Here is a 23,088-nt window from a genome sequence, read left to right as displayed (position 1 = left end):
CCACCAAACCGGTTCTGCACCCACCCGACAGGAGTCCAAGGGGGGCAAGCGGATTGCCGGAATGTTCGCTAGCTACCCCCGAAATTGCGCGTGGCTCTTGGAAATCAGTGGTCACAGGGTTTACCGTGTCCACTAGTCGGTTCAAAGTGGACCACTGGTTTCGGAGGTTTTGGATGAACAAAGCGGAGCTCATCGACGTACTCACAACCAAACTGGGCACCGATCGTCGGCAGGCTACCGCCGCGGTGGAGAACGTTGTCGACACCATCGTGCGCGCGGTGCACAAGGGCGAGAGCGTCACGATCACCGGCTTCGGCGTTTTCGAGCAGCGCCGCCGCGCGGCCCGTGTGGCGCGCAACCCGCGCACGGGCGAAACCGTGAAGGTCAAGCCCACCTCGGTGCCGGCGTTCCGTCCCGGAGCGCAGTTCAAGGCGGTTGTCTCTGGCGCACAGCGTCTCCCGGCAGACGGCCCCGCGGTCAAGCGTGGCGTGACCGCAGGCCCGGCCAAGCGCACCGCAGCCAAGAAGGCCCCCGCCAAGAAGGCCGCAGTCGCCAAGAAGGCTCCGGCCAAGGCCCCCGCCAAGAAGGCCGCGACCAAGGCTCCGGCCAAGAAGGCCGCGACCAAGGCTCCGGCCAAGAAGGCCGCGACCAAGGCTCCGGCCAAGAAGGCCGCGACCAAGGCTCCGGCCAAGAAGGCCGCCGCCAAGGCTCCGGCCAAGAAGGCCGCGACCAAGGCTCCGGCCAAGAAGGCCGCGACCAAGGCTCCGGCCAGGAAGGGCCGCAAGTAGATTCCCTGTCAGGCACGCCGTGACCCGCCATGCGGTCACGGCGTGCCTTTCTGTGCGGGTCTGTTACTTCTTCGTCGGCAGGGGACTGCACATGTGGTCGGCGGCCACCAGTCGGCCGTCGACGAGGGACATCACCCAGGTGCTGCCCTTGCGGTTGCCTGTGGTCTCCGGGCGGACGTTGTCGCGTTCGCACCACCAGGCGATGAGATCGGGAATCACCTTGCCCTGCGTGCAGATCACCGGGGTGCCCGCACGCGTGGCGATCTCGACGACCCGGTTACGGGTCGACTTGTGGTCGCTCGCGTAGGCCTCTTCGGTCAGAACGGGCTCGTTGTGGATGTCCACCTGGAGCTCCTGAGCGAGCGGTTCGATGGTCTGATGGCAGCGGACACGATCGGCCGCGTAGAGCGTGCTGGCGCCGAACGACAGCAGCTGGCCGACCAACGACTCGGCCTGTGCCCGGCCGTGTTTGTCCAACGGACGAGCCCGGTCGTCGCCCTTGTAGCGGGACCGGCTGCCCGCCGTGGCGTGCCGCACGATCAGTACCGTTTTGGTGTCAGGCGGATGTTTTGCGAAGCGCCCCAACACTTTACGGTCGTAGGGGTACTGCAGCTGCTCCATCGCCGCATCGATGGGAAGCCAGATCAACTTGTCCGCTTCGGCGTTGGGGGTGAACTCTCCACCGGTCACCTTCGCGGCCCAGTACCAGACCCGTTTGGTACCCGGGGGGATCGGGTATGAGACCGAACCGAGCCTGCGGCCGAGCAGCGCGGTGTGGCCCGTCTCCTCGTAGACCTCGCGCACCGCGGTCACGGGTTCGGTTTCGCCGGGGTCGACCTTGCCTTTGGGCAGCGACCAATCGTCGTAGCGGGGCCGGTGGATCACAGCGATCTCGACGGCGCTGTCGGTGGTCAGATCGCTGCTGCGCCGCCAGAGCACCGCACCGGCCGCGGGCACGACCTTCTTGTCGGTGGTCGTGTTGTTGTTCGACACCTCAACTCCTGCAGGTCATTCTCCGGTGCCGCTTGCTGGCCCGTACCCGACCCGATCAGCGCTGCCGGTGACGTTCCATCAGCGACACCTGGTGGTCGCGTACCGTCTGGCCTTCCTGCGGCAGCGCCGTCCAATGGCCGTCGTGCTGCAGTTCCCAGCACCGGGTGGCGGGGTCCATGGCCGATTCGAAAACGTCGTTCAGTTGTGCGGTGAGTCGCGGGTCCTTCACCTGAGCCATCACCTCGACACGCCGGTCGAGATTACGATGCATCATGTCGGCGCTGCCGATCCAGAACTCGTCGATGGCGCGGAAGTGAATAATCCGCGAGTGTTCCAGGAAGCGGCCGAGGATCGACCGCACGGTGATGTTCTCGGAATAGCCGGCACCGCCGGGCCGCAGCGCGCAGATGCCGCGCACCACGATCTCGACGGGGACGCCTGCCTGGGACGCCCGGTACAACGCGTCGATCACCTGCTCGTCCACCAATGCGTTGGCCTTCATGCGAATTCCGGAAGGCGCACCGTCCAGGTGTGCCGCGATCTCCCGGTCGATCCGCTCGATGATGCCCTTGCGTACACCGCGCGGCGCCACCAGCAGGTTGCGGTAGGAATCCTTGCGGGAATAGCCGGTCAGGGAATTGAACAGATCCGTCAGATCGGCGCCGATATCGGGGTCGGCCGTCAACAGGCCCACATCCTCATACAGGCGAGCGGTTTTCGGGTTGTAGTTGCCTGTCCCGATATGGCAGTAACGGCGAATGACCGAGCCTTCGCGGCGCACCACAAGGCAGGTCTTGCAGTGCGTCTTGAGCCCGATCAGGCCGTAGACCACGTGCACGCCCGCCTGTTCCAGTGCGCGCGCCCACTTGATGTTGGCCTGCTCGTCGAACCGGGCCTTGATCTCCACCAGCGCGACGACCTGTTTTCCTGCCTCGGCCGCGTCGATGAGCGCGTTGACGATCGGCGAGTCACCCGACGTGCGATACAGCGTCTGCTTGATGGCCAGCACATTCGGATCCGCGGCGGCCTGTTCGATGAAGCGCTGCACGGTCGTTGAGAACGAGTCGTACGGATGATGCACCAGGACATCGCCGTCGCGCAGCGTCGAGAAGATGCTCTTGGGCGTCTCCCGCTCGCCGAAAGCCGGTGGTGTCGCGGGCACGAACGGCGGGTCCTTGAGATCGGGACGATCGACGCCGTATATCTGCCACATGGTCGACATGTCGAGCAGTCCCGGCACCTGGATCACGTCGCCGGGATCGACGTCGAGCTCACGCAACAACAGCTCAAGCATGTTGTCGGTCATGTCGTCGGCGACCTCGAGACGGACCGGCTTGCCGAAGCGGCGGCGGGCCAATTCGCGTTCGAGCGCCTGCAGCAGATCCTCGTCGCGATCTTCCTCGACCTCGAAGTCCGCGTTGCGGGTGATCCGGAAGGCATGGTGCTCCACGACTTCCAGGCCGGGGAACAACACCGGAAGGAACGCGGCGATGAGCGCTTCCATCGGCAGGAACCGCAGGACCTGCGGCCCGTCGGCCGGAGGCGGCAGTTGCACGAAGCGGTCGACGTTGTCGGGCACCTTGATTCGGGCGAAGTGCTGGCCACCGTCGTCGGGATGGCGGACGGTGATCGCCAGATTGAGGCTCAAGCCACTGACGAACGGGAACGGATGCGCGGGGTCCACCGCGAGCGGTGTCAGCACCGGGAACACCTGCTCGTGGAAGTAGGTGGAGAGCTTGTCGCGTTCGGCCGCGCTGAGATCGGCCCATGTGACGATGATGACGCCCTCTTCGGCGAGCTGCGGCCGTACCGAGTTGAGGAAGACCGCGGCGTGCCGGCTGGCGATCTGCTGGGTGCGTTCGTTGATCCGGCGCAGCTGCTCGCGCGGGGACAACCCGTCGGCGGACCGTACCGACAACCCCATCTCGTCACGGCGTTTCAGACCGGCGACCCGGACCATGTAGAACTCGTCGAGATTGGACGCGAAGATCGCGAGGAACTTCAAGCGTTCCAACAGCGGCAGCGATTGGTCGGCCGCCAGCGCCAGCACGCGAGCGTTGAAGTCGAGCCAACTCAGCTCGCGGTTGAGATAGCGATCCTCGGGCAGCGCGTTGTCGACCGCGGGGGACGTGGCCGCCGGTGGCGCCTCGGGTGTCGCATTGGCACCGCCTGAAGGTTCGGCCCCGTTCGAGGTGTCGCCGCGATCGGTGTCGTCGGCCCGCAGGGTCGGCTCGGCTTCGGTGGCTTCGCTCACCTGTCCGATCATTCCTTATCTGCCAGCCGTCCGGCTACCCGCGTTGGTGATGTCGCGCGAGGGTTTTCGTAGTGGCCGGTCCGACGCCCAGCCGCCGCGCTGCAGACAGATCGTCAGGTGTGTCTATATCGCAACGCAGCCCCGGCCACGGGCCGGTCAGTTCGATCGCGCCGGAGTGCCGGTGGCGCGCAGCGGAATCGGCGCCGAACTGTGGTTGCAGGGGCACCCCGAAGGCGAACAGCGCGGAGGTCCCCGTGCCGTGCCGATCACCGACGAAACTGCGCGGGTGGGCCTGCGCCGCGGCGAGTGCGCCCGCCAGTTCCTGCGGTTGCAGTGCGGGTAGATCACCTTGCAGCACAACGATATTCGGTGTCGATTCGCGCAGTTCCAGCTCCGCGGCGGTGATCGCGTTGTTCAGCGGGTTGCGGTGCCCGGCAGGCGTCGGGTCGGAGATCACCCGGGCGCCCAGCTGCAGGGCGGCGTCGGCGGCGTCCTCGTCGGGCGTGACAACGGTGACCGCGCCGACCGCCGAGGCTGCGGTGATGGTGTCCACCAGCATGGCCAGCACCACCGCTTCCCGGGTGGGCGCGGAAAAGATCGGAGCCAGACGGGTCTTGGCCGCCGTGAGGCGCTTGACGGCGATCACCAGCGCGACCTCGGCATCCGGCGTCGTGCCGGCGGGACGGGTACCGCTCATGCCAGCCATCCTGCCAGCCGGGCCGCTGCCGCCGCGTACCTGCGCGCAGCGGCTAGGGTGATGCCGTGGTGGAGGCTGCGGTGATGGGCGCCGGCGGATGGGGCACGGCGATTGCGAAGGTATTGGCCGACGCGGGTAACCCCGTGACGATGTGGACGCGGCGTCCGGAAGTCGCCGACGAGATCAACACCGAGCACCGCAACAGCGAGTACCTCGGCGATGTCGTCCTGCCCCAGGCGATACGGGCCACCAGCGACCCGGCCGAGGCGCTGACCGGCGCGTGCACGGTGTTTCTGGCAGTGCCCGCCCAGCAGTTGCGTGCCAACCTCGAGGGCTGGAAGCACCTGATCGGCGACGACGTCACACTCGTGAGCCTCGCCAAGGGCATCGAGCTCGATTCGCTGATGCGGATGAGCCAGGTCATCGTCCAGGTCACCGGCGCCGACCCGTCCCGTATCGGTGTCGTCACCGGGCCGAACCTGGCCAGTGAGATCGCCGCCATGCAGCCGGCCGCCACGGTGATCGCCTGCAGCGATTCGGGGCGCGCGGTCGCATTGCAGCGGGCGATGGCCACCGGATACTTCAGGCCCTATACCAATTCCGACGTGGTGGGCGCCGAAATCGGCGGTGCCTGTAAAAACGTGATCGCCCTCGCGTGCGGGATGGCAGTCGGTGTCGGGCTGGGGGAGAACACCATCGCCGCGATCATCACCCGCGGACTGGCCGAGATCCTGCGCCTGGGCATCGCACTGGGCGCCAAGCCCGCAACATTGTCCGGGTTGGCGGGGGTCGGCGATCTCGTCGCGACCTGCACCTCACCGCGCTCCCGCAACCGTACGTTCGGTGAACGGCTGGGCAGGGGTGGCACCATGGAGTCGGCATTGCAGGCGGCGGGTGGACACGTCGCCGAAGGGGTGTCGTCGTGTGAATCGGTGTTGGCCCTGGCATCCAGCTACGACGTCGAGATGCCGCTGACCGAAGCCGTCCACCGGGTATGTCACAAGGGGCTGTCGGTACACGAGGCCGTCGCACACCTGCTGGGGCGCAGCACCAAACCGGAGTAGACATGATCGAAGGCACGTACGGCGATTCCACCCGCAGCGTCAAAGCCGTTGGGTCCGAATCGATTCCGGGCGTACCGGTGGCGCCGATGCCCGTTCCGGCGTCGACCTATCACCTGTCGCCGGACGAGACCGAGCCGCTGGACAGTTACGGGCGCAGCTCCAATCCGTCGTGGCGGCAGCTGGAAACGGCGCTGGCCGAACTGGAAGGCGCGTCCGCGGCGCTGACTTTCGGATCCGGTATGGCGGCCATCACCTCGGTGCTGCGCGTGCTGGCCAAGCCGGGCTCGACGCTCGTCGTACCCGCCGACGGCTACTACCAGGTTCGGCGGTACGCATCGGAATACCTTGCCCCACAAGGGGTTACCGTCATCGAAGCCAGCGCTGGCGAGATCTGCCACGCCGCGTCGAACGCAGACGTCGTGCTGGCCGAGACGCCGGCCAATCCCGCTCTGGACGTCGTCGACCTGCACCGCCTGGCGCTGACCTGCCGGGGCCGCGGCGCCACGCTCGTCGTCGACAACACCACCGCGACCCCGCTGGGCCAGCAACCGCTCTCGCTCGGCGCGGACCTGGTCGTGGCCAGCGCCACCAAATCCTTGTCGGGACACAGCGATCTCATCGCCGGCTACGTCGCCGGCAGCCAGCCCGAGCTGATGGCCGCGGTGGAACGCGAGCGCCTACTGGCCGGGCCGATTCTGGGAGCATTCGAGGCCTGGCTCGTCCTGCGCAGCCTGGGCAGCGCCGGGCTGCGTTTCGAGCGGCAGTGCCAGAACGCGCAAGCGCTCGCGGTGATGCTGCGCAATCACCCGGCCGTGCGGTCGGTGCGCTACCCGGGGCTGCCCGAAGATCCCTCGCATGATCTGGCCGCCGCACAGATGCAGCGGTTCGGGGGGCTGGTGTCGATCGAACTGGCCGACGCCGCGGCGGTGCATGCGCTGGTCGAGCGCAGTGCACTGCTCATCGCCTCGACGAGTTTCGGTGGTATCCACACATCGGTCGACCGGCGCGCCCGCTGGGGCGACCCGGTGCCGGCCGGTTTCGCCCGGATATCGGCGGGCATCGAGGACACCGACGATCTGATCGCCGACATCAGCCAGGCGCTCAGGTAGAAACCGCAGGTCAGGACGCGCTGAAAGGTGAGGTCCGCCCAGGGCGGTAGCCTCTCTAGGTTGTGACTGTCCGCAATCAGCCCGGGTCCCGGATCCGCGTCGCCGTCGTGTACGGCGGACGCAGCTCCGAACATGCGATTTCCTGCGTGTCGGCGGGCAGTATCCTGCGCAACCTCGACCCGGAACGGTTCGAGGTGGTCGCCGTCGGCATAACGCCCGAAGGCTCCTGGATGCTCACCGACGGCAGGCCGGAGACCCTGGCCATCACCGACGGTCAGCTACCCGGCGTCACCGACACCTCCGGCACCGCCCTTGCGCTGCCCGCGGACCCCATGCGCAGCGGTCAGCTGTTGTCGTTGGGCTCCGGCCCAGGACAGGTGCTGGCGTCCGTCGACGTCGTGTTCCCCGTGCTGCACGGACCCTACGGCGAGGACGGCACCATCCAGGGCCTGCTCGAGCTGGCCGGTGTGCCGTATGTCGGCTCGGGCGTGTTCTCCAGTGCCGCCGGCATGGACAAGGAATTCACCAAGAAGCTGCTGGCCGCCGAGGGTCTGCCGATCGGCGACCACGTCGTGCTGCGCCCGAAGGACGCCACGGTGGATCTCGAGCAGCGCGAGCGGCTCGGGCTGCCGGTGTTCGTCAAGCCCTCCCGCGGGGGATCGTCGATCGGGGTGAGCCGCGTCACGGCGTGGGACGAGCTGCCCGCCGCCATCGAGTTGGCCCGCCGCCACGACCCGAAGGTCATCGTCGAAGCCGCGATCCCCGGGCGCGAACTGGAATGCGGCGTGCTCGAATTCCCTGATGGCTCAGTGGAAGCCAGCACGGTGGGGGAGATCCGGGTGGCCGGCGTGCGGGGTCGTGAGGACGGCTTCTACGACTTCGCCACCAAATATCTCGTCGACGCCGCCGAACTGGACGTGCCCGCCAAGATCGAGGACGACACCGCCGACGAGATCCGTGACCTCGCGGTACGGGCGTTCACCGCGCTCGACGGCCAAGGCCTGGCGCGTGTCGACTTCTTCCTCACCGACGACGGTCCGGTGATCAATGAGATCAACACCATGCCCGGGTTCACCACGATCTCGATGTTCCCCCGCATGTGGGCGGCCAGCGGCGTCGACTATCCGACCCTGCTCGCGGCGATGGTCGACACGGCACTGGCCCGCGGCACCGGCTTGCGCTGAGTCAGCGCGCCGGGCCCGGATCCGGCGGGCGGGCCGGCATGGTGCGGGTGATCTGCGCGGAGATCAGCTGAATCGGCGTCGGCCCGGACCCTGCCGGCAGCGTCAGTGCGACATAGACGGGCCGGTCGACGGCGTACCAGGTGCTCCGCGCCTGGTCGGGTGTGCCTGCCGGGGCTGCCCCCGGTGCCGCCCCCTCATCTCCCACGCGAAACCACTGCACATCGTCGACCAGCTGTAGGGGCGTGCCCACGACGAAATCGGTGGGACGTTCCAGGCCGCAGCGCAGGATGACCGGTTCGGTACCGGATTCGCCCTGCCATGCCGCGGTACCCGCCGGGGTGGGTTCGACAGTGGGCGCGCGCAGGAAATCGCCCAGCTGCTCGGGCAGGCCGTTGAGCAGGGCACCGCATTCGGGACTTTGCGCCTGCGGGGCCGGAACCGTGGAGATCGCCACCGGTGGATGGTCCGGGGACTGCTGGCGCGCCGCCGCGATCCCCAGCACGGTGATCAACACCGACACCGCCACCACTACCGCTGCGATGAGCAGGGCGCGGGGTGGTCCGTCGGTGGTCTGCGGGTCGCTCACGCAGCCAACTCTATGGCTGAGCTCCGTTGGCGATCGGGCAGGTGAGCGTCCGGGTTATCCCGGTGACCTGCTGCACACTGGGAACCACCTCGGACTGCAGGGCCGCGAGCGTATCGGCGCCGACGCGCAGGACCACGTCGTAGGGGCCGGTGACATATTCGGCCGACTGCACACCGGGCAGGACCGCCAGCGCCTTCGCGACGACCTCGGCGCGGCCCACCTCGGTCTGGATCAGCATGTAAGCCTCCACCACCCGCTGTCTCCTCCGTGTCGCTGCATAGACTCACTCGCCGCAGACAAACAAACTACCGTAGGTCCGCCCGGTGTTCAGAGCACGGCCGCGACCGGTAGGAGGGGGCTATGGCCGGCGTAAATTCGAGCGGGCACGACTCGGAGACTCTGGGCGGCGTCGGTGAGTTCGCCGTCATCGATCGGCTCGTGGCTGGGCGGGTACAGCCCGCGGCGGTGACGCTCGGTCCGGGTGATGACGCCGCGCTGGTACGCGCCGATGACGGCCGCACCGCCATATCGGTCGACATGCTGGTGCAGGACCGGCACTTCCGGCTGGACTGGTCGACGCCGCACGACATCGGCCGCAAGGCCATCGCGCAGAACGCCGCCGATATCGAAGCGATGGGCGGGCGGGCCACGGCATTCGTGGTCGCGTTCGGCGCGCCCGCCGACACCCCAAGTGCCGCAGCGGTCGAACTCGCCGACGGGCTGTGGGACGAGGCGCGGCGGCTCGGAGCCGGCATCGTCGGCGGCGATCTGGTGCGGGCGCCACAGTGGGTGGTATCGGTCACCGTGCTCGGCGATCTCGAAGGCCGACCCCCGGTGCTGCGCAGCACCGCCCGGCCCGGAGACACCGTTGCCGTGGTCGGTGAGCTCGGGCGATCGGCAGCCGGATATGCGCTGTGGCACAACGGAATTCACGACCATCCCGAGTTGCGGCGGCGCCATCTGGTGCCGGAACCGCCGTACGGCCAAGGCGCGGCCGCGGCGCGGGCAGGCGCCACCGCGATGACCGACGTGTCGGACGGATTATTGGCTGATCTGGGTCATATCGCCTCGGCGTCCGGGGCCGTCATCGATCTTGCCGCCGCGGCGCTCGAGAGCGACACGGCTGCCGTCGCCGCCGCTGCCACGGCAATCGGCGCCGACCCGCTGGCGTGGGTGCTCGGCGGTGGCGAGGACCACGCCCTGGTGGCGACGTTCCGCGGCTCACCGCCGGACGGCTGGCGGGTGATCGGGCGGGTGCTCGACGGGCCGGCGGCGGTGCTGCTCGACGGCGACGCGTGGGCGGGAAACCCGGGATGGCAGTCGTTCGATTGACGGGTTCACGCTAGGTTGGCTTTTCGTGGTGATGGATGCGGGGAGCAGTTCGACGGTGGCGGACGCGAGGAGCAATTCAGGGGTGGCGGACGCGAGGAGCAATTCAGGGGTGGCGGACGCGAGGAGCAGTTCAACAAAAGCGCGACCGATGAGTGAGCTTGTCGAGGACGGTTGGGCGCGGGCACTGGAACCTGTCGGGGCTCAGGTGGCGCAGATGGGGGAGTTCCTGCGCGAAGAACTCAGTGCGGGCAGAAGGTATCTGCCTGCCGGCCAGAATATCTTGCGCGCCTTCAGCTTTCCGTTCGATCAGGTGCGGGTGCTGATCGTCGGGCAGGATCCGTACCCGACGCCCGGACACGCGGTCGGCCTGAGTTTCTCGGTCGCACCGGAAGTGCGGCCGTTGCCCCGCAGTCTGTCCAACATTTTCACCGAATACACCGAGGATCTCGGCTTTCCGCAGCCGAGTACCGGTGACCTGACCCCGTGGGCCGAGCGTGGTGTGCTGTTGCTCAACCGCGTACTGACCGTGCGGCCCGGCACACCGGCGTCGCACCGCGGCAAGGGGTGGGAGGCGGTCACCGAATGCGCGATCCGGGCGCTGGTGGCGCGCGATCAGCCGCTGGTCGCGGTGCTGTGGGGGCGTGATGCGTCGACCCTGAAACCGATGCTCGCCGAGGGGGATTGCGCCATCATCGAGTCGCCGCACCCGTCACCGTTGTCGGCATCGCGGGGATTCTTCGGGTCGAGGCCGTTCAGCCGAGTCAATGAGCTCTTGCGGCAGAAGGGCGTCGAGCCCATCGACTGGCAATTGCCCTGACGGTGCCGACGCTTACGGCATCGGCACGCCGGGCGGCGACGGGATCGCCGGGGGTGCCGGGATGGCGGGCGGTGACGGGATTGCCGGCGGGGCAGGGATGGCCGGAGGTGATGGGATCGCCGGAGGTGACGGGATCATGACAGTCCCGTTGCCGCCACCACTCGTGGTCTCTTCCGGGGGCGCCGTAGGCGCCAGCGAGACCGTGGTCTGCTCTGTCGGCGCTGGGCTCGGCGTGGTGCTCGAGGTCGTCGACGTGGTGGTTCCGGTGGTCTGGTCGCCGGAGTTGTTGCTCCCGCATGCCGACAGCGCCGAAGCGGCGGCCAGCATGCAGGCGCATCCGTACAGGAATCGACCGGACAGGCGAAGAGGGCTCATGACGGCAGGAGGTACCCTGCCCACCCGACGGTTAAACGACGGCCGAACACGCGACCGCCCGCGCTTTCGCGCGAGCGGTCAGCGGTGTTGGTCGTCGTTTTGGCGCAAGCGCTTAGCCGCGCGAGACCTTGCCGGCCTTGATGCAGGAGGTGCAGGCGTTCACGCGCTGCTTGTTACCGCCCGGGCGTGCCACGGCACGGACCGACTGAATGTTCGGGTCCCAGCGTCGGTTGGTCCGCCGATGCGAATGCGACACCGACTTGCCGAAGCCCGGCCCCTTCCCGCAGATATCGCACACGGCAGCCATATCAACAACTCCTTGAAATCAGTTCTTGGGGGTCTGGGTTTGGTCGCCGCAAAACTGCGCGGCTCGACCCGACAACCTGACCAGGATACCGAGAGGCCAGGGTATCGCCAAAATCGCCGGTGAGCCGCGTGTCAGGTTATGCACAGGACCCGATGGTCTGATCAGCATTGTCGCAGGCACTGGCTAGGCTGACGCGCACGGCGGCCATGCCGCGCGGCGTGTGTTCTCAGGCGAACGGCTCGGGATCTGGAGGGGGTTTCGGTGGCTGCTGGACGGCTCGATGCCTCCGCTCTGCGCGCGTGGGCGCACACTGCCGTCGGTGACCTCATCGCGCACACCGACGAGATCAACCGGCTCAATGTCTTCCCGGTGCCCGACGCCGACACCGGCACCAACATGCTGTTCACCATGCGCTCGGCCTGGGCGCAGGTGGATGCCCAACCGGCGGGCGACGTCGCGCAGGTAGCCGCCGCCCTGGCCGCGGGCGCGCTGCAGGGCGCCCGGGGGAACTCCGGGGTGATCCTGTCGCAGATCCTGCTGGCCGTCGCCGAGGTGGTCGCGTCGGCCGCGGCGCAGCGCGACGGTGATCTCTACGACATCGACGGTGTGCTGTTCGGCGCGTGCCTGCGGCATGCCGTCGCGCTCGTCGTCGCGTCGATGGGTGAGCCGGTGCCCGGCACCATCGTCTCGGTTCTGCAGGCCGCTGCCGGTGCTGCCGAGCACCGCGCCGCCGACGGCGCCGATCTGGCGGCGGTCACCGTGGCCGCCGCGGACGCCGCTGCCGCAGCGCTGGACCAGACACCGCACCAGCTCGACGTGCTCGCGGAAGCCGGAGTGGTCGATTCCGGTGGCCGCGGCCTGCTGGTGCTGCTGGACGCGATGGCATCCACGATCGCGGGCCATACGGCGCGGCGGCCGGCCTACCAGCCGTCGGCGCAGCCGTCCCTGCCTGCCGCAGTCACCTCGGCTCCGCCGCAGTTCGAGGTGATGTATCTGCTCAGCGGATGCGACGCCGACGCTCTCGAGGGATTACGGGCTGCGCTCGACCAGCTGGGCGAGTCGGTGACCATCGCCACCTCGGGCCGCAACGAGTTCTCGGTCCATGTGCACGTCGACGATGCCGGTGCGGCCGTCGAGGCGGGTTTGGCGGTGGGCACGTTGAGCCGCATCCAGATCACCGCGTTGCTCGGCGGCCCGGACACGCGACCCGCGGGCGGTTGGGCCAAACCGCGGGCCGTGCTGGCCGTCGTCGACGGCGACGGTGGAGTCGAACTGTTCGCCGGCGAGGGTGCGGCCGTGCTGCGTCCCCAGGAGGGTGAGGCGGTCAGCGCCAAGCAACTCCTGCGCGCGCTCGTCGACACCGGAGCCGCACAGGTGATGGTACTGCCCAACGGATATGTGGCCGCCGAGGAACTCGTCGCGGGCTGCACGGCCGCCATCGGTTGGGGTATCGACGTGGTGCCGGTGCCGACCGGCTCGATGGTGCAGGGGCTCGCGGCGCTGGCCGTCCACGACGGCGCCCGGCAGGCCGTCGACGACGGCTACACGATGGCCCGTGCAGCCGCGGGCGCCCGGCACGGCTCGGTCCGCGTGGCCACCGAGGAGGCCCTGACGTGGGCGGGCACATGTAAACCGGGTGACGGCCTCGGCATCGCCGGCGACGAGGTGCTGATCGTCGGCCCCGACATCACCACCGCGGCGGCCGGTCTCATCGATCTGCTGCTTCTTGCCGGCGGCGAGTTGATCACCGTGCTGACGGGCGAAGGGGTCAACCCTGAGGTGGGCAAGGCGCTGCAAGAACACGTGCACCGCGCACATCTCGGGGCCGAACTCGTGACGTATCACACCGGCCACCGCGGTGATGCCCTGCTGATCGGAGTCGAGTAGTGGCCGTCCTTTCCGACCGGCTGGACCTCGTGATCGGGGCCAAGTCGGCCAAGCCGTTGGAGGAGCACTTCGGTATCCGCACCGTCAACGATCTGTTGCGGCACTATCCCCGCAAATACAGCGACGGCATGACGGTCCGCGGGGAAGGCGAGGCGCTCGATCTGGAAGAGGGCGAACACGTCACCTTCATCGAGGTCGTCACCGAGACCAAAGAGGGGACGATGAAGCCGGTCTTCGACAAGAAGACCGGGCGCCAGAAGACCCGCAAGTGGCTGCGCGTCACGCTCGGCAAGCACCGGCCGGCGGTGACCGCAACGTTTTTCAATGCGGGATGGATGATCGACAAGCTCCCGGTCGACACCAGGCTCATGCTCTCCGGTGAGGTCAAGTACTTCCGCAACACCCTGCAGCTGGACCATCCGGCGTTCCTGGTGCTCGGCTCGCCGCTGGGCAAGCAATTCGGCACCAAGTCGCTGAAAACCATTGCGACAGCTTCGGGGGCCAGCGGCGACGACATGCTGGCGGCGTTCGAGCGGGAGTTCTTCCCGATCTACCCGGCCTGCGCCAAGGTGCAGAGCTGGGACATCTACTCGTGTGTGCGCCAGGTGCTCGACGTGCTCGACCCGGTGCCCGATCCACTGCCGGAATCCTTTGTGCGGCAACGGAATCTGATGACCGAAGACGAGGCGTTGCGGGCGGTTCACCTCGCGGAGAATGCGGCGCAGCGCGATCGGGCCGCCGAGCGGTTGACCTATGACGAGGCCATCGGACTGCAATGGGGTTTGGTGGCCCGGCGCCATGGCGAGTTGAGCGAGTCCGGCCCGCCCGCGCCGTGGACCGACGACGGGCTGGCCGCCGAGTTGTTGCGGACACTGCCGTTCGACCTCACCGTGGGCCAGCGTGAGGTGCTCGACGTGGTGTCGGCCGAGCTCGCCTCTACCCGCCCGATGAACCGCATGCTGCAAGGCGAGGTCGGCTCCGGCAAGACCATCGTGTCGGTGCTGGCGATGCTGCAGATGGTCGATGCCGGTTACCAGTGCGCGTTGCTGGCGCCGACGGAAGTCCTTGCCGCCCAACATGCCCGGTCGGTGCGCGACGCGTTGGGGCCGTTGGCGATGGCGGGCGAGCTCGGCGGAGCTGAGCACGGTACGCGGGTCGCGCTGCTGACCGGATCGATGTCGGCGCCGCAGAAGCGGCAGGCGCGTGAGGAGGTCGCCTCGGGCGCGGCGGGCATCGTGATCGGCACCCACGCGCTGCTGCAGGACGCGGTGGAGTTCGCGAACCTCGGCATGGTCGTGGTCGACGAGCAGCACCGGTTCGGAGTCGAGCAGCGAGATGCCTTGCGTGCCAAGGCGCCTGAGGGCTTGACTCCGCACCTGCTGGTGATGACCGCAACCCCGATCCCGCGCACCGTCGCCCTGACCGTGTACGGCGACCTGGAGACCTCGACGCTGCGGGAACTGCCTCGCGGCCGCCAGCCCATCACGAGCAACACGATTTTCGTGTCGCAGAAGCCGGCCTGGCTGGACCGGGCGTGGGCGCGGATCCGCGAGGAGGTGGCCGCGGGCCGTCAGGCGTACGTGGTGGCGTCGCGCATCGATGAATCCGACAAGGACACCAACGGCGCCAAGGAGGGCAGGCAGGCCGGGCCCCCGCCGGTCACCGTCACCGAGCTGTTCGACGGGCTGCAGCGCGGGCCCCTGGCCGGGCTGCGGCTGGGCCTCATGCACGGCCGGTTGTCCGGCGACGAGAAGGATGCGGTCATGTCGGCGTTCCGCGCCGGTGACCTCGACGTCCTGGTGTGCACCACCGTCATCGAGGTGGGCGTCGACGTGCCCAACGCCACGGTGATGGTGGTGATGGACGCCGACCGATTCGGCATCAGCCAGCTGCACCAGCTGCGCGGCCGCATCGGTCGGGGGCAGCATCCCAGCTTGTGCCTGCTGGCCACCCGGCTCCCGGAGACCTCCAAGGCGGGGGAGCGCATCAAGGCCGTCGCGGGCACCCTCGACGGCTTCGCCCTCGCCGATCTCGACCTCGACGAGCGTCGTGAGGGAGATGTGTTGGGGCTCAACCAGTCCGGACGGACCATCAATCTCCGCTTCCTGTCGCTGCGGGAACACCTCGAGGTGATCACCGACGCCAGGGAATACTGCGAATCCCTCTACGAGACCGACCCGAACAATGCCGGGATGGCCTTGCTGGCAGCCCAGTTCGTCGAGACCGACCGGGTCGAGTACCTGGACAAGTCATGAACCGGCCGGCATGGCTGGCCATCGCGGTCGCGCCGGGCATCGACGTGCTCGCCGGGATCGCCGAGATTCCGGTCCGGGACGGCTGCGACACCCGCTTCCTTGGGGGGTTTGCTGTGTTGGGCAAAACGCTACAAGAGGTTGAGTTCAAGTCGGGAACGCTCCGATGAGCCGGGCGAGGATGGCTTGGTCGGGTGCGGCTGCGGTGCTGGCAGTTGTGGTGGCTGTGCAAACGGTAATGTCGTCGGCCGGTCCATCGATGTCGGTGGCCGGGGCTGATCTGCCGACGGTAACTGTTGGGGTTGATGTTCTCGCTGGAGTGCCGGTGGTGCCGGTCCGTGTCCGTCATGGAGATTATCGCCGTGCGGCGTTCGGGGAGGCGTGGACCGATGACACCGATGCGCCTGGCGGACATAACCAGTGTGATACGAGAAACGACATCCTTGATCGCGATCTGATCGACAAGACCTATGTGGCGATCAGTCGCTGCCCGCGTGCGGTGGCCACGGGTGTGCTGCACGATCCATACACCAGTACGACGGTAAACTTCCAGCGCGGCAACAAGTCTGGTGCGGCAATACAGATCGAGCACATCGTGCCGCTGGCCTATTCATGGGATCAGGGTGCGTGGACATGGCCGGAATCGTTGCGCGTCCGGTTCGCCAACGATCCCGCCAATCTCCTTGCGGTGCAGGGGCAGGCGAACCAGGACAAGGGCGATAAAGAGCCGGCGTCGTGGATGCCGCCGAATGCAGCGTTTCACTGCCAGTACGCGATGCAGTTCATCGCGGTGATGCGGGGCTATGGGTTGGCGGTTGATGAACCGTCGGTGCCAGTCTTGCGTGACGCGGCGGCAACATGCCCGAGCAGCCGATGAGTGTGGGGTTTTTCGCGCCGTCACGATGAGGGCCCCGAGCATGCACGCCACCTGCTGAAACCATCAACGGAGCCAACGCACCGGCGGGGTGGGCAGCGTGGTGCCGGCCATGATCACGGCGAACGCATACGCCAGTAGCACCGTGGCCACACCGCCACTGCGCCTTCCGTTTTGATCGTCCGGGGTACGCGCTCCGGCGCCGACGATCATGATCGCTTCGATGGCGCTGATCTCACGCTGTGCGGGGTCACGAATTGTACAGCGGTGCGGGTCGTTTCGGCGATGTTGTGGATCGCGATGTGGGCGATGTAGCCGTCGGGGCGAATCAGCAACAGTGTGTCTCGAGACAACCCGTAGATGCGGGCGAATTCTCTCGTAGGGTCGGTGAGCACCCCGTCTGGTAGATCGCCCTTGTTACTGGTGTCGACGATGACGCGCGTGAGTTGCGCGCCGGCGGCGGGCCAGTCGAGTTCGGCCAACGCGCCGGCGGCATGTGCGCCGTAGGCCAGCGCGGTGAAATGCGCTCCGCGGTAGGAATCGAACAGTCGTACGCGGTGGCCATCGGCGTCGACGAGGTCGGCGTTCGGCGCGCGGTCACCGACTTGCAGCGTCTTGGTGCGGTCCGCAGCCAGGGGAGCCAGTGGACCGCCGTGGTAGGTCAGGGCGAGTTGTTTTTCGTCCTTGCCGCGCCGGATGCTCGACGGGTCGAACTTGCCGATACCTTCGTATTTCTTGGTAGACAGGCCGAGCACGCTAGCGGCGATGGGTTGGCGTTCGTGTTCGTAGGTGTCGAGGAGTTGATCGTCGGCTCCTGCCAACACTTGGCCGAGTTTCCAGCCCAAGTTGTAGGCGTCGCCAATGCCGGTGTTGAGGCCCTGCGCGCCGGCGGGGGTGTGGACGTGGGCGGCGTCACCTGCCAGCAGGACACGGCCGCGGCGGTAGTTGGCCGCGAGGCGGATGTTGGGGCGAAACACCGACTGCCAGGCGATGTCATGCAGTGCGAGTCGCTTGTTGCGAGTGTGCGCGTGGATGCGGGCGTTGATCTGCGCGAGTTCTTGGGGGGCTGCTTCGTCGGGTGAGAGCCGGATCATCCATTGGAACTTGTCGCTGTGCGGCAGCGGGCAGGCGCCCACGAAACGTCCCTTGAGGCCCGGCCACACGTGCCAGTACTTGCGAGACAGCCCACCCGAGACGGCGGCGTCGACGATGAGGATGCGGTCGGCCTCGTCGGTGGAGCCGCCGAACTCGATGCCGAGGGCTCTGCGGACTCGGCTGGCGCCGCCGTCAGCGCCGACGAGGTAGCGCGCGGTGATGTCCTCGGCGCCGCCGGAGGTCGCGACGTGCGCGGTCACATGGGTGTCGTGATCGGTGAACTCCATCAGTTCGGTGCCGAATTCGACACGGCCGCCCAAGGATTCGAACCGGGCGCGCAGCGCGCGGTCGGTGCGGTGTTGCGGGATCAGCCAGGTATCGGGGTAGGGGACATCGGGGCCGCGTTTCCCTTTCTCCATCATCCGGAATGGGATGGTGATCGGGCCGAGATGGATGCCCATCGGGGGGTAGAGGGCGCCCTGGTTGATGATGTCGCCCAGGGCACCCAGATCGTCGAGAACCTCCAGGGTGCGGGGCTGGATGCCTTTGGCGCGGGACCCGTCGAAGGCGTGCGGTGCCTTGTCGATGAGGCGTACCGTCACGCCGCGGCGTGCGAGGTCGATGGCCAGGGTGGTGCCCGCGGGTCCCGCGCCGACGATCAAGACATCGGTGGTAGTGGTCGTTGTCATGGGTTAAGCCGATCTGTCGAAGGTGTCATAGAAGGTCGCCAGTTGGTCGGCGACGACGGCGGGGCGTTCGAAGGGGGCCATGTGGCCGCAGTCGTCGATGATGTGGCATTGGCTGGGCTGCAGCAGTTTGCGGACTTGATCCAGGCTGCTGATCGGGGTGACGTGATCCTCGCTGCCCCAGATCAATTGGATCGGCACCGGCAGCGTGCCGGTCTGCCGGTAGAGCTCGGCGCGGTCGAACAACCCAAAGTGCTTAAGTGTCTGGAAAAAGGCGTAGATCGAGCCTTCGTAGCGGTAGGCGTCACCGACCATGACCCCCAGTTCCGCGGCGCGCGCGGGGTCGGCGACGTTGTGTCCCAGATGCTGCTGCAGGATGCGGCGGCCGAGGTGCTTGGCGACGACGCTGGCGGTGAAGTCGTTGCCCAGCAACAGTTTCGGGATCACCGGTTGGCGGCTGAGGCCAGCCGGTCCCACCAGAGTCAGGGTGGCGGTACTTGCGACGTGGTTGCTCACATACGCCATCGCGACGAGCGCGCCCATCGACGTGCCCACGACATGGCACGGCACAGGCACCTCGAGGCGCTCGATGAGCTCGCGAAGTTGGCGGACGAACAGCGTCTGGTCATAGCGGGCGACGATGCGGTCGGAATAGCCGCGCCCGTAGCCGCTGTAGGCCAGGGTCCGCAGTCCGCGCGTGTGCAGCTCGGCGGCCAGCTCATCCCAGTAGAACAACGGGATGGTCAGCCCGCCGGCCAGGACGACGACGTCGCCGCCGTCAGGCCCGGTCAGCTCGTAATGCGTGACACCATCGCTCAATTGAATGTAGCTGCCGCGCAGACTGCGCCGCGTGGTGGCATCGAGTCGGCGGCCTTCTCCGGCTGCGACAAAGTACTTCATTGCGCATTCCTTGATGGGAGCGATTGCAGAAACTGGGTGATGGCGTCGGCCACCCATGCGGGGTCTTCCTCGGGCAGCAGATGCCCACCGACCGGATGGACTTTTTCGACGCTGCCGGCGATGTCACGGGTGAAGTGTTGGCCATCCATGTCGGCGCTGCGCAGCACCAGGGTTGGCACGTCGATGTTCTGGATCTCGGCGCTGCGATCGGGTTGGTCGGTGGTCAGGAAATCAACGAACGCCGAGCGGTTACCGGGCCGATTCCACAACCGGTGCGCACGCTCCACCATCGCGGCATCGACAATGTCGCAGTTCGGCCCGAGGGCTTGACGCAGGCTGCGCTCGACGGCGCGCCGGGGCATGAACCGTCTCAACAGTTGACCGATGACGGGGTTGCGCGCCAGTGCCATGCCGGCCGGCAGTTGCTTGTCCGGATAGCCGGTAGCGTTGATCAACACCAGCCCGGTCAGCTGCAGGTGCTCGGGGTGATCAAGGGCAAGATTCCAGGCGATGTTGCCGCCCAACGAGTTGCCAGCCACCGCGCATCGCCCGACGCCGATAACGTCCAGGAACCGGGCGAGCGTCGCAGCGTAGGTGGCGACCCGGTAATCACGGTCGGGCCGCGGCCCGGTCACGCCGAAGCCCGGCAGATCCAGACGGATGACGTCGAAAGAACCCCACAGCCGATGCGCGACAGCCTCCACGCCGTATAGCGAGGACGCACTGCCATGCAGCAGCACCACCGTCGGCCCCGTCCCCGACCGTCGGTAATGGATCCGCATCCCGTCGACGGCGGCGAACTGCGAGTCCGAGTGAACATCGATATCACGGAGAGCCATAATGGATACAGTGTTGCCATAATTCCGTCGTATGTCAAGAATCAGTGATACTGGGGCGGTGACCTCGACTTCAAAACCGGCACCGCGGTCGACTCAACGGTCGCGAGGGCGACCCGCCGTGCCGGTGGAGCGCATCATCGCCGCGGCCACCGAGATCGTCGACGAGGACGGCGCCGAGGCGCTGACCATGCGGACACTGGCCCAGCGTTTGGATTCAGGCACTGCCACCCTGTACCGGCATTTCAGATCGCGCGCGCAGCTGATCGCCCATGTCATCGACACCGTGCTTGGTGAGGCCGACATCGATGCGGCCGCGGCACGCGAAATGCCGTGGCGGCAGGTGGTGGAATCGGGCGCACGCACGCTGTTCGAAGTCTTCCGTGCACACCCGCAAGTGGCGCGGTTGCTGGCCGAGCGAATTCCGATGGGACCCAACGCAATGCGGCAGCGCGAATTTATGATCGCAGCTTTACTGGCCGCAGGTTTCGGCCCCGAGCTGGCCGCACAGGCCTATGCGACAGTGGCGCGTTTCGTCCTCGGATTCGCCATCCAGCTCGGCGAGCACCCGACCGATGACGACGCCGAACTCCCTGAAACCTGGCGCGCCCAGGACCCGCAGTCCTATCCCGCCACCGTGGCGGTGGCCGACCACCTGCCAGTCGGCCTGGAACGCGAGTTCAGCCTCGGGCTGGAATTGATCCTCAACGGCCTGACCCAGCTGCTCGACGACGCCGATCTACCGACAGCCGTCCCGACTTCGACGTGAGGGTGGCGGTCAGCCGAAACAGTGGTTGACATCCCGACGCCTTAATGGATACGGTGTAACCACAAATAGTGGCGTCGAGTTGCCCAGAGTCGCCTACGGCGTGAGGGCGCGGTCTATGGCGAGCCCCAGTTGAGAATCGGAGACAACGGTGAGCCGAATATTGCTACGCGGTGCGCGGGTGATCACCATGGCGCCGCATCGCCCCGACACTGAACGCATCGACGTCCTCGTCGAGGCCGATCGCATCGCGGCGATGGGCGACCACCTCGATCCGACCGGCACCGACGTTGTCGACGTCAAGGACCACATCGTCATCCCCGGACTCGTCAACGCCCACCTACACACGTGGCAGACCGCGCTACGGTTCGCCGGCGGGGACTGGTCGCTGCTGGAATACCTGGCCCACACTCACGGCCACGTCGCCCGCCGATACACCCAGGGCGACATGCACATCGGGACATTGGCCGGTGCGTTGAATCAAATCAACTGTGGCACAACGACTGTGGGCGACTGGTGTCACAACTGCCTGACACCTGGCCATGCCGACGCCGCCATCGACGCGCTGACCACCGCCGGCATCCGCGCAGTCTTCTTGCACGGCACAGGCCATGGCGGCCCGACCAAACCTCATGACGTGCGCGAAATCGATCGCCTCCTCGACGGACCCATCTCCCGGAACTCATTGCTTACCGCTGGAATGGCGATCAAGGGCCCACAACTATCGGCCTCCGATGTGGCGATCGCGGACCTGCGGGCTGCCGTCGACCGTGGCGTGATCGCGTCGATGCATCAGAGCGCCGGGACGCCCGGACCGGGCTGGAATGCCGTCGGCGCTGCGGGCTTGTGGGGTCCCCACGTCAACATCGTGCACGGCACCGGCCTAAGCGACGAGTGGGTCAAGAAGCTCACCGACTCCGGAGTCAGCTTCACCTCCACCCCAGAAAACGAACTGGGTCAGGGGCATTGCACCGCGATCACCGAACAACTGCTGCGCGTCGGTGCCGCGCCGTCGCTCGGTACCGACACCGAAACGGCGGTATCCGGCGAAGTTCTCACCGCCGCCCGGATCAACCTGGCCCGCCAACGAGGCCTGGCCCACGACCAGGAGTTTCAACGAACCGGATTGAGTGCGCCGACCGCCGCACTCACCAGCAAGCAGGCGCTGTCGTGGGCGACCGTCCACGGTGCGCGTGCCCTCGGCCTGGCTGACAAGGTCGGTCACCTCGCCCCGGGAATGCAAGCCGATCTCGTCGTCATCGACGCCCGCGCGCTGAACCTGTGGCCGGCCCACGACCCGATCGCCGCGGCGTTGCAGGCCAGCATCGCCAACATCGAAGCGGTCATGATCGCCGGGCGCTGGCGCAAGCGCCACCACGCGCTTGTCGACACGGACGTCGACGAAGTCCAAGATCGGTTGCAGCAGTCGGGCGAACGATTCGCACACAAGATCCGCGCGACCGGTCCGCTCGCCCGCACACGTCGCCGCGTCGTGCGCACGGTGGTGCACCGGCACCTCCGTCGCCAAACGCGCTGCGATAGTTAGCGAAAGCCGCAGTACATCGCGTCCGAGGGGTTCCGCCGTGGTTCGCGATCGGCTTCGGACGACAAGGCCGCGTACAGCCCGCGTGGCGTTCCAGCAACGTTCGTGACCTCGAGTTCAACCTGTTCGACGTTCTGGGGCTGCGGCCCCTGCTGGAATCGTCCCGGAAGTAGCGGCGTCGAGTGGTTCAGCGCCAGCACCATTCGCACCAGCGTCGGCGTCTAGAGGTCGAGAATCCAGTTCTGGCCGTTGAGGTCCTGTCCGAAGCTGCGGTGAGGTTCTTCATCGATGAGTCGAAACCCGAACCCCTGGTAGATCTTTCGAGCCGAGGTCAGTACGTCGTTGGTCCATAGCGTGACCTGCCGGTAGCCTGCGTCACGCGCGAACCGCAAGCATTCGTCGACCAGTCGAGCACCTAGTCCCAGGCCCCGGGCCCGCGGGGCGACCAGCAGGATCCGTAACTTCGCAACGCCGGGCTCGTCGCCCTTGACGCAGAAGATGCACCCGGCTCGTTCACCGTCGACCTCGGCGATCCAGCCCGCCTCGGTTGCCGGATTGTGTTCTGCGGCAAAGTCAGCCACGATCCTGGCGACCAGAACCTCGAAATCGGCGTTCCAGCCGAACTGCTCGTGGTAGATCTCGCCGTGGGCCATCACCACCCAGCCGAGATCGCCCGGGCGGTCCACGCGGCGCACCACGACCCGCGATTGGTCGACACTCAACGACATCGACGCGCCTCCGAT

The 23,088-nt window shown here is 67.2% G+C and carries 24 protein-coding genes; 12 read left to right on the top strand and 12 right to left on the bottom strand.

Going from position 1 to position 23,088, the window contains the following annotated elements:
* Positions 1 to 173: 173 nt before the first annotated feature.
* Complete coding sequence (locus RMCB_RS26930; RefSeq protein WP_062831202.1) at positions 174 to 788, top strand: HU family DNA-binding protein; 615 nt, start codon at positions 174 to 176, stop codon at positions 786 to 788.
* Positions 789 to 851: 63 nt separating this feature from the next.
* Here RMCB_RS26930 and mutT1 read toward each other — a convergent pair whose 3' ends face one another.
* The 3 genes from mutT1 to cofC are packed head-to-tail and all read right to left on the bottom strand — an operon-like array spanning position 852 to position 4,732.
* Positions 852 to 1,781, bottom strand: coding sequence for an 8-oxo-(d)GTP phosphatase MutT1 (mutT1, locus tag RMCB_RS26925; protein WP_062831201.1), 930 nt, complete (start codon positions 1,779 to 1,781; stop codon positions 852 to 854).
* Between the two features lie 55 nt (positions 1,782 to 1,836).
* Positions 1,837 to 4,047, bottom strand: a complete 2,211-nt coding sequence (locus RMCB_RS26920; RefSeq protein ID WP_062831200.1) for an RNA degradosome polyphosphate kinase — start codon at positions 4,045 to 4,047, stop codon at positions 1,837 to 1,839.
* Between the two features lie 22 nt (positions 4,048 to 4,069).
* Complete coding sequence (gene cofC / locus RMCB_RS26915) at positions 4,070 to 4,732, bottom strand: 2-phospho-L-lactate guanylyltransferase (protein WP_062831199.1); 663 nt, start codon at positions 4,730 to 4,732, stop codon at positions 4,070 to 4,072.
* A 65-nt stretch (positions 4,733 to 4,797) separates the two neighbouring features.
* Here cofC and RMCB_RS26910 point away from each other — a divergent pair, with 65 nt between their 5' ends.
* The 3 genes from RMCB_RS26910 (at position 4,798) to RMCB_RS26900 (ending at position 8,089) form a co-directional block, all read left to right on the top strand.
* Positions 4,798 to 5,796, top strand: a complete 999-nt coding sequence (locus tag RMCB_RS26910; protein WP_201028358.1) for an NAD(P)H-dependent glycerol-3-phosphate dehydrogenase — start codon at positions 4,798 to 4,800, stop codon at positions 5,794 to 5,796.
* A gap of 5 nt (positions 5,797 to 5,801) precedes the next feature.
* Positions 5,802 to 6,905, top strand: coding sequence for a cystathionine gamma-lyase (locus RMCB_RS26905; protein WP_062831256.1), 1,104 nt, complete (start codon positions 5,802 to 5,804; stop codon positions 6,903 to 6,905).
* A gap of 62 nt (positions 6,906 to 6,967) precedes the next feature.
* Positions 6,968 to 8,089 carry a D-alanine--D-alanine ligase family protein gene (locus tag RMCB_RS26900; protein WP_029372162.1) on the top strand — a complete coding sequence of 374 codons (1,122 nt, stop codon included), beginning with the start codon at positions 6,968 to 6,970 and terminating at the stop codon, positions 8,087 to 8,089.
* A 1-nt stretch (position 8,090) separates the two neighbouring features.
* On the opposite strand, the gene RMCB_RS26895 is transcribed toward RMCB_RS26900, so the two are convergent.
* Both RMCB_RS26895 and RMCB_RS26890 read right to left on the bottom strand, forming a co-directional pair.
* The gene (locus RMCB_RS26895; RefSeq protein ID WP_062831198.1) at positions 8,091 to 8,675 is read right to left on the bottom strand and encodes a DUF3515 domain-containing protein; all 585 of its coding nucleotides are present in this window, start codon (positions 8,673 to 8,675) and stop codon (positions 8,091 to 8,093) included.
* Between the two features lie 10 nt (positions 8,676 to 8,685).
* On the bottom strand, positions 8,686 to 8,913 hold the full coding sequence (locus RMCB_RS26890) for an Lrp/AsnC ligand binding domain-containing protein (protein WP_036425396.1): 228 nt from the start codon (positions 8,911 to 8,913) through the stop codon (positions 8,686 to 8,688).
* A 122-nt stretch (positions 8,914 to 9,035) separates the two neighbouring features.
* On the opposite strand from RMCB_RS26890, the gene RMCB_RS26885 reads away from it, so the two are divergent.
* Positions 9,036 to 10,007 (top strand): thiamine-phosphate kinase, encoded by a 972-nt coding sequence (locus RMCB_RS26885; RefSeq protein WP_062831197.1) that lies wholly within the window; start codon positions 9,036 to 9,038, stop codon positions 10,005 to 10,007.
* 148 nt (positions 10,008 to 10,155) lie between these two features.
* Positions 10,156 to 10,824: a uracil-DNA glycosylase gene (locus RMCB_RS26875; protein ID WP_062831196.1), complete on the top strand. Its 669-nt coding sequence runs from the start codon at positions 10,156 to 10,158 to the stop codon at positions 10,822 to 10,824.
* Between the two features lie 12 nt (positions 10,825 to 10,836).
* On the opposite strand, the gene RMCB_RS26870 is transcribed toward RMCB_RS26875, so the two are convergent.
* Together RMCB_RS26870 and rpmB are read right to left on the bottom strand one after the other, a co-directional pair.
* Positions 10,837 to 11,199, bottom strand: a complete 363-nt coding sequence (locus tag RMCB_RS26870; protein ID WP_131805585.1) for a hypothetical protein — start codon at positions 11,197 to 11,199, stop codon at positions 10,837 to 10,839.
* Between the two features lie 112 nt (positions 11,200 to 11,311).
* Positions 11,312 to 11,506, bottom strand: coding sequence for a 50S ribosomal protein L28 (rpmB, locus tag RMCB_RS26865; protein WP_029372156.1), 195 nt, complete (start codon positions 11,504 to 11,506; stop codon positions 11,312 to 11,314).
* Positions 11,507 to 11,767: 261 nt separating this feature from the next.
* Here rpmB and RMCB_RS26860 point away from each other — a divergent pair, with 261 nt between their 5' ends.
* The 4 genes from RMCB_RS26860 to RMCB_RS26850 are packed head-to-tail and all read left to right on the top strand — an operon-like array spanning position 11,768 to position 16,522.
* A complete protein-coding gene (locus RMCB_RS26860) occupies positions 11,768 to 13,393 on the top strand; it encodes a fatty acid kinase ATP-binding subunit FakA (protein WP_062831194.1) in 1,626 nt (541 codons plus the stop codon).
* A complete protein-coding gene (gene recG, locus RMCB_RS26855) occupies positions 13,393 to 15,648 on the top strand; it encodes an ATP-dependent DNA helicase RecG (protein ID WP_062831193.1) in 2,256 nt (751 codons plus the stop codon). The genes RMCB_RS26860 and recG overlap by 1 nt, the downstream gene beginning before the upstream one ends.
* Positions 15,645 to 15,815, top strand: coding sequence for a hypothetical protein (locus RMCB_RS36125; RefSeq protein WP_165606333.1), 171 nt, complete (start codon positions 15,645 to 15,647; stop codon positions 15,813 to 15,815). The genes recG and RMCB_RS36125 overlap by 4 nt, the downstream gene beginning before the upstream one ends.
* Positions 15,812 to 16,522 carry an HNH endonuclease family protein gene (locus tag RMCB_RS26850; RefSeq protein WP_062831192.1) on the top strand — a complete coding sequence of 237 codons (711 nt, stop codon included), beginning with the start codon at positions 15,812 to 15,814 and terminating at the stop codon, positions 16,520 to 16,522. Before RMCB_RS36125 ends, RMCB_RS26850 begins: the two co-directional genes overlap by 4 nt.
* A 63-nt stretch (positions 16,523 to 16,585) precedes the next feature.
* Here the strand turns inward: RMCB_RS26850 and RMCB_RS36120 are convergent, their stop codons facing one another.
* Genes RMCB_RS36120 through RMCB_RS26835 form a run of 4 tightly spaced genes read right to left on the bottom strand, consistent with a single transcriptional unit; the run spans position 16,586 to position 20,039 of the window.
* Positions 16,586 to 16,732, bottom strand: a complete 147-nt coding sequence (locus tag RMCB_RS36120; RefSeq protein WP_165606332.1) for a hypothetical protein — start codon at positions 16,730 to 16,732, stop codon at positions 16,586 to 16,588.
* Positions 16,729 to 18,303, bottom strand: coding sequence for an FAD-dependent monooxygenase (locus tag RMCB_RS26845; RefSeq protein WP_062831191.1), 1,575 nt, complete (start codon positions 18,301 to 18,303; stop codon positions 16,729 to 16,731). The genes RMCB_RS36120 and RMCB_RS26845 overlap by 4 nt, the downstream gene beginning before the upstream one ends.
* 3 nt (positions 18,304 to 18,306) lie before the next feature.
* Positions 18,307 to 19,200 carry an alpha/beta fold hydrolase gene (locus RMCB_RS26840; protein WP_062831190.1) on the bottom strand — a complete coding sequence of 298 codons (894 nt, stop codon included), beginning with the start codon at positions 19,198 to 19,200 and terminating at the stop codon, positions 18,307 to 18,309.
* Complete coding sequence (locus RMCB_RS26835) at positions 19,197 to 20,039, bottom strand: alpha/beta fold hydrolase (protein ID WP_062831189.1); 843 nt, start codon at positions 20,037 to 20,039, stop codon at positions 19,197 to 19,199. Before RMCB_RS26835 ends, RMCB_RS26840 begins: the two co-directional genes overlap by 4 nt.
* Positions 20,040 to 20,157: 118 nt before the next feature.
* On the opposite strand from RMCB_RS26835, the gene RMCB_RS26830 reads away from it, so the two are divergent.
* Positions 20,158 to 20,805 (top strand): TetR/AcrR family transcriptional regulator, encoded by a 648-nt coding sequence (locus tag RMCB_RS26830; RefSeq protein ID WP_062831188.1) that lies wholly within the window; start codon positions 20,158 to 20,160, stop codon positions 20,803 to 20,805.
* Positions 20,806 to 20,953: 148 nt separating this feature from the next.
* Positions 20,954 to 22,348, top strand: coding sequence for an amidohydrolase family protein (locus RMCB_RS26825; RefSeq protein ID WP_062831187.1), 1,395 nt, complete (start codon positions 20,954 to 20,956; stop codon positions 22,346 to 22,348).
* 218 nt (positions 22,349 to 22,566) lie between these two features.
* Here the strand turns inward: RMCB_RS26825 and RMCB_RS26815 are convergent, their stop codons facing one another.
* The gene (locus RMCB_RS26815; protein ID WP_062831185.1) at positions 22,567 to 23,073 is read right to left on the bottom strand and encodes a GNAT family N-acetyltransferase; all 507 of its coding nucleotides are present in this window, start codon (positions 23,071 to 23,073) and stop codon (positions 22,567 to 22,569) included.
* Positions 23,074 to 23,088: the final 15 nt, after the last annotated feature.

It is taken from the genome of Mycolicibacterium brisbanense (genome assembly GCF_001570425.1).
GTDB classification, from domain to species: domain Bacteria; phylum Actinomycetota; class Actinomycetes; order Mycobacteriales; family Mycobacteriaceae; genus Mycobacterium; species Mycobacterium brisbanense.
This window is presented reverse-complemented; position numbering and strand designations above follow the sequence as displayed.